General features: G+C 65.0%; 16 protein-coding genes. 11 read left to right on the forward strand and 5 right to left on the reverse strand.

Annotated elements, in window-relative coordinates; genetic code table 11:
- Nucleotides 1-50 precede the first annotated feature (50 nt).
- On the forward strand, nt 51-2,009 hold the full coding sequence (locus LOM8899_RS04735; protein ID WP_093991420.1) for an OmpA family protein: 1,959 nt from the start codon (nt 51-53) through the stop codon (nt 2,007-2,009).
- 42 nt (nt 2,010-2,051) lie between these two features.
- A complete protein-coding gene (locus LOM8899_RS04740) occupies nt 2,052-2,381 on the forward strand; it encodes a hypothetical protein (protein ID WP_093990962.1) in 330 nt (109 codons plus the stop codon).
- A gap of 169 nt (nt 2,382-2,550) precedes the next feature.
- Here LOM8899_RS04740 and LOM8899_RS04745 read toward each other — a convergent pair whose 3' ends face one another.
- A complete protein-coding gene (locus LOM8899_RS04745; protein WP_093990963.1) occupies nt 2,551-3,495 on the reverse strand; it encodes an L-threonylcarbamoyladenylate synthase in 945 nt (314 codons plus the stop codon).
- A 126-nt stretch (nt 3,496-3,621) separates the two neighbouring features.
- Here LOM8899_RS04745 and LOM8899_RS04750 point away from each other — a divergent pair, with 126 nt between their 5' ends.
- The 6 genes from LOM8899_RS04750 (at nt 3,622) to LOM8899_RS04775 (ending at nt 8,039) form a co-directional block, all read left to right on the forward strand.
- Nucleotides 3,622-5,322, forward strand: coding sequence for an acyl-CoA dehydrogenase family protein (locus tag LOM8899_RS04750; RefSeq protein ID WP_093990964.1), 1,701 nt, complete (start codon nt 3,622-3,624; stop codon nt 5,320-5,322).
- On the forward strand, nt 5,319-5,546 hold the full coding sequence (locus LOM8899_RS04755; protein WP_093990965.1) for a hypothetical protein: 228 nt from the start codon (nt 5,319-5,321) through the stop codon (nt 5,544-5,546). Before LOM8899_RS04750 ends, LOM8899_RS04755 begins: the two co-directional genes overlap by 4 nt.
- Complete coding sequence (locus LOM8899_RS04760) at nt 5,536-6,588, forward strand: MBL fold metallo-hydrolase (RefSeq protein WP_093990966.1); 1,053 nt, start codon at nt 5,536-5,538, stop codon at nt 6,586-6,588. Before LOM8899_RS04755 ends, LOM8899_RS04760 begins: the two co-directional genes overlap by 11 nt.
- Nucleotides 6,589-6,676: 88 nt before the next feature.
- Entirely contained in the window at nt 6,677-7,159 is a 483-nt protein-coding gene (locus LOM8899_RS04765) for a DUF6173 family protein (protein WP_093991421.1), read from the forward strand.
- Nucleotides 7,160-7,239: 80 nt separating this feature from the next.
- Nucleotides 7,240-7,374 (forward strand): aa3-type cytochrome c oxidase subunit IV, encoded by a 135-nt coding sequence (locus LOM8899_RS04770; RefSeq protein ID WP_093990967.1) that lies wholly within the window; start codon nt 7,240-7,242, stop codon nt 7,372-7,374.
- An 8-nt stretch (nt 7,375-7,382) separates the two neighbouring features.
- Nucleotides 7,383-8,039, forward strand: a complete 657-nt coding sequence (locus tag LOM8899_RS04775) for a hypothetical protein (protein WP_093990968.1) — start codon at nt 7,383-7,385, stop codon at nt 8,037-8,039.
- Here LOM8899_RS04775 and LOM8899_RS04780 read toward each other — a convergent pair.
- Nucleotides 8,036-8,368: an AzlD domain-containing protein gene (locus tag LOM8899_RS04780; protein ID WP_093990969.1), complete on the reverse strand. Its 333-nt coding sequence runs from the start codon at nt 8,366-8,368 to the stop codon at nt 8,036-8,038. The genes LOM8899_RS04775 and LOM8899_RS04780 overlap by 4 nt on opposite strands.
- A complete protein-coding gene (locus LOM8899_RS04785; protein ID WP_093991422.1) occupies nt 8,365-9,075 on the reverse strand; it encodes an AzlC family ABC transporter permease in 711 nt (236 codons plus the stop codon). The genes LOM8899_RS04780 and LOM8899_RS04785 overlap by 4 nt, the downstream gene beginning before the upstream one ends.
- A 100-nt stretch (nt 9,076-9,175) precedes the next feature.
- Here LOM8899_RS04785 and LOM8899_RS04790 point away from each other — a divergent pair, with 100 nt between their 5' ends.
- A complete protein-coding gene (locus LOM8899_RS04790) occupies nt 9,176-9,757 on the forward strand; it encodes a GNAT family N-acetyltransferase (RefSeq protein ID WP_093990970.1) in 582 nt (193 codons plus the stop codon).
- Entirely contained in the window at nt 9,750-10,337 is a 588-nt protein-coding gene (locus tag LOM8899_RS04795) for a GNAT family N-acetyltransferase (protein WP_211096159.1), read from the forward strand. Before LOM8899_RS04790 ends, LOM8899_RS04795 begins: the two co-directional genes overlap by 8 nt.
- Here LOM8899_RS04795 and LOM8899_RS04800 read toward each other — a convergent pair.
- Both LOM8899_RS04800 and greA read right to left on the reverse strand, forming a co-directional pair.
- Nucleotides 10,334-11,371: a hypothetical protein gene (locus LOM8899_RS04800; protein ID WP_245820428.1), complete on the reverse strand. Its 1,038-nt coding sequence runs from the start codon at nt 11,369-11,371 to the stop codon at nt 10,334-10,336. The genes LOM8899_RS04795 and LOM8899_RS04800 overlap by 4 nt on opposite strands.
- Before the next feature lie 44 nt (nt 11,372-11,415).
- The gene (gene greA / locus LOM8899_RS04805) at nt 11,416-11,886 is read right to left on the reverse strand and encodes a transcription elongation factor GreA (protein WP_093991424.1); all 471 of its coding nucleotides are present in this window, start codon (nt 11,884-11,886) and stop codon (nt 11,416-11,418) included.
- A 177-nt stretch (nt 11,887-12,063) separates the two neighbouring features.
- Here greA and LOM8899_RS04810 point away from each other — a divergent pair, with 177 nt between their 5' ends.
- Nucleotides 12,064-13,104, forward strand: coding sequence for a WD40 repeat domain-containing protein (locus LOM8899_RS04810; RefSeq protein WP_133064977.1), 1,041 nt, complete (start codon nt 12,064-12,066; stop codon nt 13,102-13,104).
- Nucleotides 13,105-13,151: the final 47 nt, after the last annotated feature.

The raw sequence follows: 13,151 nt of genomic DNA on the forward strand, positions 1-13,151 counted from the left end.
GGGCCACCCGGCCTAGACAGAACCACCATACCAAGGAACCGATCCAAACAATGCGATTGTCCTCGATCATGATCCCGGTGCTCGCCTTTGTCGTGGCCGGAGTGTGTTCGGTCTTTGCCGCAAAGGCCACCGTCGCAGTCGTCGAGGGCCGGTCGGTCATCGCGGTGCAGGAAGAGCTGGCCGACAACGGACACAGCTGGGCCAGCGTGATCGGAGACGGGCTGCAGATCGTCATCGAAGGCGAAGCGCCAAGCGAAGCGATCCGGTTCCGGGCGATGTCGGTGGCCGGAAGCGTCGTCGACGCCAGCCGGGTGATCGACAACATGAGCGTGGTCGACACGCAATCGCTGGAGCCACCCACCTTTGCCATCGAAATCCTGCGCAACGACAGCGGCGTGTCGCTGATCGGGCTGATCCCGGCAACGACGGACCGGGACGATCTGAACAACCGGATCGCCACCATCGCAGGCGATTCGGCGGTGACGGACCTGCTCGAAACCGCCGACTACCCGGTGCCAGCAGGCTGGAACATCGCGCTGGACTACGCGCTGAACGTGCTGGGGCGGTTGCCGCGGTCCAAGATCTCGGTCGGCGCCGGGCGGGTCGAGGTCACGGCGATCTCGGACAGCGCGGCACAGAAACAACAGCTCGAAACGCAATTGGCGCGGCTTGCGCCCAACGGCGTGCGGCTCGGGCTGTCGGTCTCGGCCCCGCGGCCGGTGATCACGCCTTTCACCACGCGGTTTACGCTCGACGGCGACGGGGCGCGGTTCGACGCCTGCGCCGCCGACACCGAAGAGGCGCAGCGGGCGATCATCGCCGCGGCCATCGACGCCGGGGCCGAAGGGCGGGTCTCCTGCACCCTGGGGCTCGGCGTGCCGACGCGGAGCTGGGGCGACGCGGTCGTCATGGCGATCGAGGCTGTCAGCGACCTCGGCGGCGGCACGGTCACCTTTGCCGATGTCGACGTGGCGCTGGTCGCGCCGGAAGGCACGGATCAGGCGCTCTTCGATCAGGTGATCGGGGAACTGGCCAACGCCATGCCCGAGGTCTTCGCGCTCGAAGCGGTGCTGCCGGAACCGCCGGTCGAACGGCCCGACGGGCCCCTGACCTTCACCGCCACGCTGTCGCCCGAAGGCTCGGTGCAGCTGCGCGGGTTGGTCGCGGACGACCTGATGAACATGACGCTGGAAAACTACGCCATGGCGCGGTTCGGGCGGCAATCGGTCACGATGGGCACCCGGATATCCGACGAATTGCCGACGGGCTGGTCGGTGCGGATGCTCGCCGGTGTCGAGGCGCTCGGGCTGCTGTCGAACGGTTCCGTCGTGGTCACGCCCGACGACGTGACGGTCCGTGGCAACACCGGCAACAGCGAGGCCGGAGCCGAGATCTCGCGGCTGATGATCGACAAGCTCGGGCAATCGGCCGATTTCACCGTCGACGTGACCTATCTCGAAGAACTCGATCCAATCGCGTCGCTGCCCACGCCGGATGAATGCACCGCCGCGATCACCTCGCTCACCGTGGATCGCAAGATCACCTTCGATCCGGGGTCGACGCAGATCACGGTGCAGGGGCAGCAGCTGGTCGACGAAATCGCAGAGATCCTGATCGAATGCCCGAACCGGCAGATCGAGATCGCCGGCTACACCGACAGTCAGGGTCGCGACCAGATGAACCTCGAACTCAGCCAATCGCGGGCCGACGCGGTGCTCGACGCTCTGCGGGCGCGGCGGGTGCCCGTCGGCAGCTTCACCGCGGTCGGCTACGGCGAAGAGAACCCCATCGCAGACAACGGCACCGAAGAAGGGCGTGAAGCCAACCGGCGGATCGAATTCATCCTGATCGAGCCGGAGCCGACGCCCGAGGAACTCACCGCCCTCGAACAGATCGAAGCCGAGGCCGCACAGGCCGAAGCCGAGACCGGCACCGATACTGATACCGAGACGACCGACGAGACCACCGCCGACGATACCGCCGACACCGAAACCGAAACCGCAAACTGACCCAAGACCGCGCCGCCATCGCGCCAGCCCAAAGGACGCCCCGTGAACAGAACAGAGTTCATCATCGCCACCGCCGTCATCCTGTTCGTGGCCTTCTCGCTGGGGTGGTTCGCCAGCTGGCTGATCAACCGCTTCACCCGGGTGACCAAGGCCGAGGTCGGTGAGCTCGACCGAATGGCTCAGGCGCTGCACGAGGCCGAAGAGACCCGCGATCAGGCGATCACCTATCTGCAACAGCGCGAAGCCGAGATCACAAATCAGCTCAGCCAGACCGAAGCCGAGCTGCGCGCCGCGATGGACGGGCTACGCGACGCACGCCGCGAAGCCGAGGAAATGCGCAGCTACATCGAGCGCGAGAATCAGAACCAGTGATCCCGGGCAGGTGAACACCGGCCTCGCCCACCGTCCCGGCAGTTAACCCTTCGCCGTTCGGCAAATTGCCGAAAACGACACCGACCGGATACCGACGCCATACCGACGTGATACCGCACCGCGTTTTCGCGGATATGGGGGTGTTAACGATTTTGCGGTGGCGGACGACTCAGACCCGTGGCGCAGCGGCCCGCCGCAGCCGGTCATTGATCGCCCGGCCCAGCCCCTCCTCCGGGACAGGGGCCACCGCGATCCGCTCGGCACCCATCTGGTCGAGCTTGTGAAGACAGGCAAACAGGTTCGCCGCCGCTTCGATCAGATCGCCGTCCGGCGACAGGTTCAGCGCCCCGCCAACCGGGCCAAACCCCAGAAAAACCTCATCTTTTTGCGGGTCGAGCACATTGAGGCGCACCGTGCCCTCGGGCGCATAATGCGAGGCCAGCTGCCCCGGCGCGACCGGGCGCTCGGTCGTCGCCTGCGGCTGGCCGAGCGGCGCCCCCAGACAGGCTTCCAGCTCCTCTTGCGATACTCCCCCGGCCCGCAGCAGGACAGGCGCGGCCGTGCAATCCACGATGGTCGACTCCAGCCCCACTGGGCAGGCACCGCCATCAACCACCGCCGCGATCCGGCCCCGCAATCCGGCCAGAACATGCCCCGCCTCCGTCGGGCTCACCCGGCCAGACGGATTGGCCGACGGCGCCGCAATCGGGCCACCAAAGGTCCGCAAAAGCCCTTGTGCGACAGGGTGTTGCGGGACGCGCAGCGCGACGCTCGGCAATCCTGCAGAGACCAGATCCGACAGCCCGCTGTCCGGCTTTCGGGGCACCACGATGGTCAGCGGACCGGGCCAGAACGCCGCAGCCAGCCGGCGGGCCTCGGGGCTGAAATCGGCCAGAGCCTCGGCTTCGGCCTGCCCCGGCACATGCACGATCAGCGGGTTGAAACTGGGGCGGCCCTTCGCCTCGAATATCCCCGCCACGGCGCGGTCGTCCCGGGCATCCGCGCCCAACCCGTAGACCGTCTCGGTCGGAAACGCGACGCACGCCCCGCTGCCCAGAAATTGGGCAGCCCGCAAAAAGCCTTTGTGATCTGGCGTTAACGTCTCTGTGGTCATATATCTCATGACGTGGCGTTTCAGTTGCGACGAAAAGGCGGACCCTTACCTTGAGCCGCGCAGAGCCGCTGACATAGCGGCCTTGCTCCTCGTTGCCAAGCCGCAGCACCGCGTCCGGAGAATGACATGCCTTATCAATCCCCCGTCACCGACATCCGCCTGATCCTGAGCCATGTCGCCGGGTTTGACAAAGTCGCTGAAACCGAACGCTTTTCCGAGGCCACGCCCGATATGGTCGACGCGATCCTGACAGAGGCCGCGCGGATGTGCGACGACATTCTGGCGCCGCTGCAACGCGCCGGGGATACCCATCCCGCCCGGCTCGAGAACGGTGTCGTGCGGACCTCGCCGGGATTTGACGCGGGCTACGCGGCCATCGCCGAAGGCGGCTGGGTCGGAATGAGCGCCAGCCCCGATCACGGCGGCATGGGCCTGCCGATCACCCTGGCGATGGCGGTCAACGACATGATGTCGGGCGCCTGCCTGTCGCTGCAACTCAATCCACTGATGAGCCAGGGCCAGATCGAAGCGTTGGAACACCACGCCTCGGACGAGATCAAGGCGCTCTACCTGCCCAAGCTGATCTCCGGGGAATGGTGCGGCACCATGAACCTGACAGAGCCGCAGGCGGGCAGCGACGTGGGCGCGCTCCAGTCCAAGGCAGAGCCGAACGGCGACGGGACCTACGCAATCACCGGCCAGAAAATCTATATTTCATGGGGCGACAACGACTTCTCCGAGAACGTCTGCCACCTCGTGCTGGCCCGGCTGCCGGACGGAGTTCCGGGCACCAAGGGGATAAGCCTGTTCATGGTGCCCAAGATCATCCCCAACGAAGACGGGACGCTGGGCGATCACAACTCCCTGCGGGTGCTCAGCCTCGAACACAAGATGGGGCTGCACGGCTCTCCCACCGCGGTGATGTCCTACGAAGGGGCCAAGGGTTGGCTCGTCGGGCACGAGCACGGCGGAATGGCGGCGATGTTCACGATGATGAACAACGCCCGGCTCGGGGTCGGCATTCAGGGGATCGGCACCGCCGAAGGGGCGACACAGCACGCCATGGCCTACGCGACCGAGCGCAAGCAGGGGCGGGCCGGTGGTACCGGGACGATCATCGAGCACGCAGACGTGCGGCGGATGCTGGCGACGATGCGGGCACAGACCTTCGCGGCGCGGTCGATCGCGCTCTCTTGCGCCGTGGCGATCGACATGGCAACCGCGACCGGCGATCCGGCGTGGAAGGCCCGCGCCGCCCTGCTGACGCCGATCAGCAAGGCCTTCGGGACCGACACCGGGATGGAGGTGTCCTCGCTCGGCGTTCAGGTCCACGGCGGCATGGGCTATATCGAGGAAACCGGCGCCGCCCAATACTACCGCGACGTGCGCGTCACCGCGATCTACGAAGGCACCAACGGCATTCAGGCGATGGACCTCGTCGGACGCAAGCTCAGCGACGGCGGCGAGGCGACCTATCAGCTTCTCGAAGAGATCTGCGACGACGCAGAGGCCGCCAAGGCCCGCGAACCCGAGCTTGCCCGTCTGGTCTGGGATGCCGCCGAAAGCCTGCTGGAGACGACCGAATGGCTGGTGACATGCGACACGCCCGACGACCGTAACGCCGGTGCGGTGCCCTACCTGCGGGCCTTTGCGCTGGTGCTGGGGGCGCAGGCCCATCTGGCGGCGGCGCTGGCCGATCCCAAGCGGCGGGCGCTGGCGAATTTCTACATCCGGCGGTTGCTGCCCGAGCACCGGGCGCTGCTGGCGCATGTGCGCGAAGGGGCCGAAGGGCTCATGGAGATCAGCCCCGACGATCTGGCCGCATGAGCGACCTCGGCTTCGACTGGCGGACAAATCGGCAGGGCGAAGTCGCGATCACGCACCACGGCACCCGCGCAACCCGATTGCGCGGGGACAAGGCCATTGAATTTCTGAGCGAAATAGACGATCTCACCCCGGACGATCAACAACAACTGATGGCGCGGCTGACCGGCAACTACAAGCGCGGCAACGAGAAATTGGCGAGATCACATCCACGCAATGCCCGATAGCCTAGCCCCCACCGACGCCGCGCCGATCCACTACCCCCTTGGCACTCAGCCCGAACCCGGGGCCGCCGCCGAGGTCGCCCCCGGCGTTCTCTGGCTGCAACAGCCCCTGCCGATGGCGCTGAACCACGTCAATTGCTATGCGCTCGACGACGGCGACAGCTGGACGATCATCGACACCGGCTTTGCCACCTCCAAATCCAAGGCGATCTGGCAAAGCGCGCTCGACGGGCCTCTGGCGGGCAAGCCTGTCGGACGGGTCGTGGTGACGCATCACCACCCCGATCACGTCGGGCTGGCGGCATGGTTCATGGTGCAGGGGGCGACGCTCGCGATGCCGCGCACCGGCTGGCTGATGACCCGGATGATGACCTTCGACGAGCAGCCCGTGCCCAATGCCGAAACGCTGCAATTCTATCGCCGGGCAGGCATGGACCCGGCGGTTCTCAAGCAACGGACGACCGAACGGCCGTTCAATTATGCCGACATCGTGGTGCCTCTGCCGCTGGGCTACACCCGTTTGATCGACGGCGGGGTCATCCGCATGGGCGGGCGCGACTGGGATATCCGGATGGGCCACGGCCACGCCCCCGAACACGCGACGTTCTGGAGCCGGGAGGACAACCTCGTCATCGGCGGCGACCAACTGCTGCCCAAGATCAGCGCCAATCTGGGGGTCTACGCTACAGAGCCGGACGCCGATCCTGTGGCCGACTGGCTGAACGCCTGCGCCGCGCTGGCTCCGTATGCCCGCGAAGATCAGCTCGTCCTTCCGGGGCACAAACTGCCCTACACCGGGCTGCCGCGGCGGCTCAGCCAGATGGCGAGCGGCACTCAGGAGGGGCTGGATCGGCTGCTCGACAGCCTCGGCACGCCGAAACGGGCGGGCGATTGCTTTGACGCGCTCTATCAGCGCGAGATCATGGCCGGGGAATACGGGCTCGCTCTGGTGGAAGCCGTGGGCAACCTCAATCACCTGCACCAGACAGGGCTTGCCCGGCGGTGGCTGGGCGACGACGGAGCCTGGTGGTTTCAGGCCCTTTAGGCCACCTTTGCGTGAAGAGCGTGCGATCGGGTTGCGATCCGCTTCACGCTTGGCGCATTCTGTCATTGCGAAACCCGAAAGGATGCCGATGGACGAGATGATCGCAACCACCGCAGAAGCGCACGAGGCCTCCGCCCTGCCCCGCATTCACGAGGTGCACACGGATCCGAACCAGACAGCCGCCTGCGAAGAGACGCTGCCAAAGGCGCTCAAGAAGTCGTCAGGTGCCAAGAGCCCGGCACGCTTCGCCTATGAGCGGATCATCATGTATATCCGCAACTTCGAGAAAGCACTCGACAACGCACACGAGGTGGCGATGGGCTTTACCGGCGGCGATGCCGGGGTGATCCGGATCGAAGGGATGGGCTATTTCGATCCCGACCTCGTCACCTTTTACGGCAGCGACGCGACCGGGGCGAAAACCCAACTGATTCAGCACGTCACGCAGTTGAACGTCCTGCTTCGGGCGCTGCCCAAGCACATCGACCAAGAGGCGCCGCGGCGGATCGGGTTCAAACTGGCCAAAGAGCTCGAGGAGAGCGTCGAGACGCCCACCGATGCGACCACCTGACCCGCGTGTAGGGCGTGACAGCCGCCGCGAATTGGGCTAATCGAACATCAAAACCATTTACCGAACATCAGGAGCGACCGATGGCAGAGTATGAGCATGGCAGCATGGACATCACCGACAAGGAAAAGACCTTCGACGGGTTCGTCAAAATCTCGACGCGGGTCGCGATCTTCAGCATCGTGCTCTTGATCTTCATCGCTCTGGTCAACGGCTGATCGTCCATATGTCGGTCGACCTGTCGAAACTGTCCCGGCGTGCCGTGCTCGCCGGTATCCCCCTGACTCTGGCGGGCTGCGGTGCGCCGTCGGTCTGGGCCGACGATGAAATGGTTTCGCGGTCGATCTACCGGCACGACGGTCCGCCGTCGCTGTCGCTCTTCACCATGAAGAACGTGGGCACCGACAACGGGGCGCATTCGGGGCTGATGATCAACGCCAGCCAGCGGGTGATCTTCGATCCCGCCGGCACGTTTGAAAATCCGCTGATCGCCGAGCGCAACGACGTGGTCTTCGGGATCACACCGACATTACTCGACATCTACCGGTCCTACCACGCGCGCTCGACGTATTACGTGATCGAACAGGCTGCGCCGGTGTCTGCCGAGGCCGCGGAAACGGCTCTGCAACTGGCCTTTGCCGCCGGCCCCGTGGGCAAGGCGCGCTGCACCTATTCGATCGCCGCGATCCTGAACCAGCTGCCCGGCGTCGCAGGTTTCCGGACGACGCTGTTCCCGGACAATCTGCAAAAGCAGTTCGCCAAGATGCCCGGCGTCGAAACGACCGAGTATCGCGAATACGATCCGGACAACAAAGACATCGCCATGCAGAGCTTTGCCGACGAGATCGCCGCCGAGGTGGAGTCGCTCGCCTCGGATCGCTAGAGCAGCGCCTCGATCCCGCGCAGGGCAAAGAACGTCACACCTCCGGCAAGCATGCTCAACAGCACGTCGCGGCGCCACCATCCCACCGTCAGAGTGACCAGAGCCGCGACTACGCGAGGGATATCCGGCGGGCCGCCCTGCAAGGCAGAGCCAAGCACCAGAGGCGCCACCAGCCCCGGCAGGATCGCCACACCCGCATAACGCAGATGGCGCAGCAGCCAAGGCGGCATCGGGCGGCGACCGGTCAGGCCCATCACCGAAAAGCGCAGGATGAACGACCCCAACCCCAGCCCCGCAATCACGATCCAGACGGTGCTGTCGGCGATCATGTCCGGGCCTCCGCCTGCCAAAGCTCGACCCGGGCGCCGACCATCATCGCCGCCACCGCCGCGACCAGCAGGCCAAGGCTGTAGGGCAACCAGAACAGCAGCAGCGCCATCACGATCGACGTCACCGCCGCGGCGATATGGGCCGGGGTGCGCAGGGTCGGACCGATGATCGCCAGAAAGCACAGCGGCACCGCGAAATCGAGGCCCAGCCACTCCGGGATCGCCGTGCCGAGCAGCGCACCGACCACCGTCGTCGCCATCCAGATCGGATAGATCAGCACCATCGTGCCAAAGAAATATCCGATCCGGTCGGACAACTCCCAATCGGCCCGCTCTTCAAAGCGGATCGCCGAAAGGGCATAGCTCTGATCGACGATGAAATAGGCGATGAACACCCGCTTCCACACCGGGGCCTGGCCCAGATAGGGGGTCAGGGCGGCGGAATACATCGCCATGCGCAGGTTTACCGCCAGCGCCGTGACGATCACGATCAGGGTCGGCAACTGATCGGTCATCAGTTGCAGCGCCGTAAACTGCGACGCGCCCGCAAAGACGGTCAGCGAAAACATGAACGTCTGCAACAGATCCAGCCCCGCCTCGGACGAGACGACGCCGAACAGCAGCGCAAAGGGCGTCACCACGAAAACAAAGGGCAGGCTTTCGCTGAACCCAAGCCAGAACGGCGAACGAGAAGATCGAGAGGTCACACGTGAATCCAGCACTTTAGGTCTGCTCAACGTCCTAGCGCCGCACCGGAATATTTACAATCTTACTAGATTTATTCTCTGTTCCGCCTCAAATAAGCCCATGAGGATTTCACCGGGTTTCGAAGCGCACGAAAGGCCCCGCATCGCGGAGCTGTATTGGGACGCCTTCGGCCAGAAACTGGGACGGACGCTCGGCCCACGGCACAAGGCGCTGAATTTCATCGTCCGGGTGCTGTCGCCCGACTATGCCATATGTGCGCGGGGGAATGACGGGCGGCTGCTCGGGGTCGTGGGATTCAAGACGATGGACGGGGCGCTCGTCGACGGCGATTTTAGCGACATGGCGGCCGTCTACGGCTGGATCGGGGCGGCCTGGCGGGTGCTTCTGCTGACGGCGATGGAGCGGGATGTCGAGAACACGCGCTTCCTGATGGACGGGATCTTCGTCGATCCGGCAGCGCGGGGCCAAGGGGTCGGATCGCGCCTCCTCGAAGCGGTTGCCCAAGAGGCCGCCGCCAGAGGCTATTCCGAACTCCGGCTGGATGTCATCGACAGCAACGGGCGGGCACGGGCGTTGTATGAACGGCGCGGCTTCGCTGCGATCGGCGAGATGTCGACCGGCTGGATGCGGCACGTTTTCGGCTTCCGTTCATCCACCACAATGGTGCGCCGGCTTGACTGACTATGTCCCCCGCCCCTCCGGCACCGGCCTGACGGCAGCGCCCACGCTGACCACAGAGCGCACGATCCTTCGGTCACTGACGCTGGCCGACTTCAACGATTTCCACGCCATGTGGGCCGAACCCTACGTGGTGAAATACATCCTCGGAACGCCATCGACCAAACAGGAAAGCTGGATGCGGCTCTTGGGGCAGGTCGGGCACTGGGCGCTGCTCGGCTTTGGCTATTGGGCGGTGACCAACCGGCAAACGGGCGCCTTCATCGGCGCGGTCGGGCTGGGCAATATGCTGCGCCCGGTCGATCCACCCTTCGGCGACACGCCCGAGGCGGGCTGGACGATGATCGAGGCCGCAAAGGGCAAAGGGCTGGCACTGGAAGCCGTCGGCTCCGCTCTGGCTTGGGCGGACCGGTCGCTCACGGCGCCGAAAACGGTCTGCATGATCAGCCCCGAGAACACGGCTTCTCTGAGGCTGGCGGAAACGCTCGACTATGGCCAGCCGCAGACGCTGCGCTACAAGTCCGAAGATGTCGTGCTGCTGACGCGAGACCGGCGGTCGCCGGGCGCTGTCGGCAAGGACTAGTCGAACGTCCCGGTCACCCGGCCCAAAAGCATGAATGCGCGGGCGGTTCGTGTCTCTGACAGAGCGGCCAGATCGGCGTCGGACGCATCGACCTCGAAGCCGGTCAGCATCCTGTCGAACAGGCGCAGAAAATGGTGGGCAGCATCGCGGAAAATCGTGTCCTCGCGCATCCGGCCGGTGGCGAGGGCGAGAGACGAGCGATCTCGAATACCGCCCAAGGACGCGACGGCACGACCACGCTCGCCCTTGGCAAAGCGGCGCCAGATCTCGGCCCGGGCGCGGTCGGGGCGAAGATCGTCCATATAGATGCCGTCCTGGCTGAGCAGGGTCAGAACATCCTGGCTGGCCTGAATCAACTGGCGGGCCGTGCGGTCCTTCAGGGCACGACGAAGCGCGGCAAAACCCTCGGTATCGGCCTCGTTGTCGGGAAAGTTCAGCGCCCGGATCATGTCGGGGTGCGGCAAGGGCGGGCCGATCTCCTCGGCAGGAGTGCCGAGCGCCAGCGTCGGCTGCTCTTCGGACGGACCGGTCTGGCGACGGGGCAGCGGGCTGCTCGGCTGGCGCGATGAGGTAAAGGTGGCGAGCGTGGTCTCGGTCTTCTTGGCCGACTGGGCAATCTCGGCCAGCTTGCGCTCCACCGTGGCGGCGGTCGAGGGGCCGGCGCTGCCGGTGTTGAGTTGCGCCTGCCGGTCGGCCAGATAGGTCTGGCGCATCCCGTCCACAGCGGCCTGAAGACGGCGGGATTCCTCGCGGATGATGCGACTGGTGCGGCTGGCTGCGGCGGCCACCCAGATCATCGCCACGGGCAGGAAAATCGCCATCAGCGTCATGACAAAGCGCAGGCTGTCAAAACCACTGGTGGAATCCGGACGGCCCACCAGCAAAAAGAACGCGCCCACCGCGATCAGCCAGACAACGCTGAGAACGATTGCGATGGTGTCGGGCGGGGTCAGGCCGTCGCGCAGGCTTTCGACCCCTTTGCCCGAGGGCAAACGAGGTGCAAGCGTATCGAACTTGGACGGACGGTCCGCCATTTCAGGCCCTCAATTCAGTGCAACACATGACCACTGGTCATCTGTCAGGCATATGTGATCGACAGGATCTCATAAGAGCGCGTCCCGCCGGGTGTGCGGACTTCGACACTGTCGCCGGTATCCTTGCCGATCAGGGCGCGGGCCAGCGGGGATTTGATGTTGAGGCGGCCGTTTTCGATATCGGCCTCGTATTCGCCGACGATCTGAAAAGTTTTTTCCTCGTCGGTTTCCTCGTCGACGATCTCGACCTTGGCCCCGAATTTGACCGTGCCGGACAGCTTGGATGGGTCGATCACGTCGGCAAGGCCGATCGCGCCCTCAAGCTCCTTGATGCGGCCCTCGATAAAGGACTGCTTTTCCTTGGCCGAGTGATACTCGGCGTTTTCCGACAAATCGCCATGGGCACGCGCCTCGGAAATCGCGGCGATGATCGCCGGACGTTCCACGCTCTTGAGCTTCTTCAGCTCGGCGTTGAGGGCGTCAAACCCGGCTTTGGTCAGTGGTATCTTTTCCATCGGTATAGCCTTCATCGCGAACGTATCGCGGGGTTGTATCAACATCGGAACGCAAACCCAAGCACGCACAGACGTCCGGGGTTCCAGACTTGCCAAAAAATGCCACTTGAGTAGGCTCGAGCCTATTCAATCCAATTCCTTTTGCCATTTCGGCACATTTGAACAAGAGAGCAAGACATGAAAACATCATTTATGGCGCTGTGCGCCAGCGTCGCCATAGGTTTCGGCAGCGCCGCACTGGCGCAATCGGCCAACGGCTTGTCCGGGGTCAGCATCAGCCCCGACGGGCAATCGCTTCTGGTGACCGGGGAAAGCCGGGTGCTCTACACGCTCGATCCGACGACTCTGGAGGTGCGCGACAGGCGCTGGCTGCCCGAAACGGCCTCGTGGATGGATCACTTGCCCGACGGCAGCGCCTATCTGGTGCGCTCCGACGACAGGACGATCTTTGCGGCGGATGCCGGCAGCCATGAAAAGCTGTGGGAGGTCGAGAACATCTCCGGCTTTTCCTATGCGGCGGCGAGCGGCAAGTTGCTGATCTACCGCAACCGGTCCGAGGAAACCCAGTTCCACATCGTCGATACGGCCACCGGGGCCGAAGGGCCGATGATCGCCCTGCCAGAGCTTCGGGCCGAGGCGATTGCGCTGTCCGACGACGGGCGCTTCGCGCTAGGGCTGACGCGCAGCGAACGGACCGAGGACGAGCCGACGGAGGACGCGCCCGACGATCTGGACGACTTTGCCGAAGAAGAATTCAAGCAGATGCACGACGGGCGGATGTCGGCCGTGATCCAGATCGACGTCGAGGCGGGCACCGCCACCGGCACCCCCACCTACTTCACCATGTCGAGCGCGGATATGGTGCGGATGGTGGCCGGGGTCGCGGTGATACTGGACGGGCGGGAAAGCGCCCTGATCCTGCCGAACGGCACCGTGCAGATGCTGGATGTCGGGCGACCGGGCGGGCGGACCTCGCACCTGTCGGACGATGGGCTGACGATGTTCCTCGGGGATCGGCGGGGGCTGATCCTGCGGCCGCTCGGTGGCGGCGAAGACACCGAAATCGAGGTGGACGCAGGCGATATCCCCGGCGACAGCGAATATCCGGTGGCGATCGACCAGGGGCCGGACGGGACGATCTATGTCGGCACCGACGCCTACCGGATCTGGGCGGTGGCGCCGGACGGCTCTGATCTGCGGGCCGAACCGGTGATGTAGCGCCGCTGCCGGCGGCAGTCCGGGCGACGGCGATGGATTCCGGGGCA

Origin of the sequence: Flavimaricola marinus, from assembly GCF_900184895.1 — a bacterium.
Lineage (GTDB): Bacteria > Pseudomonadota > Alphaproteobacteria > Rhodobacterales > Rhodobacteraceae > Flavimaricola > Flavimaricola marinus.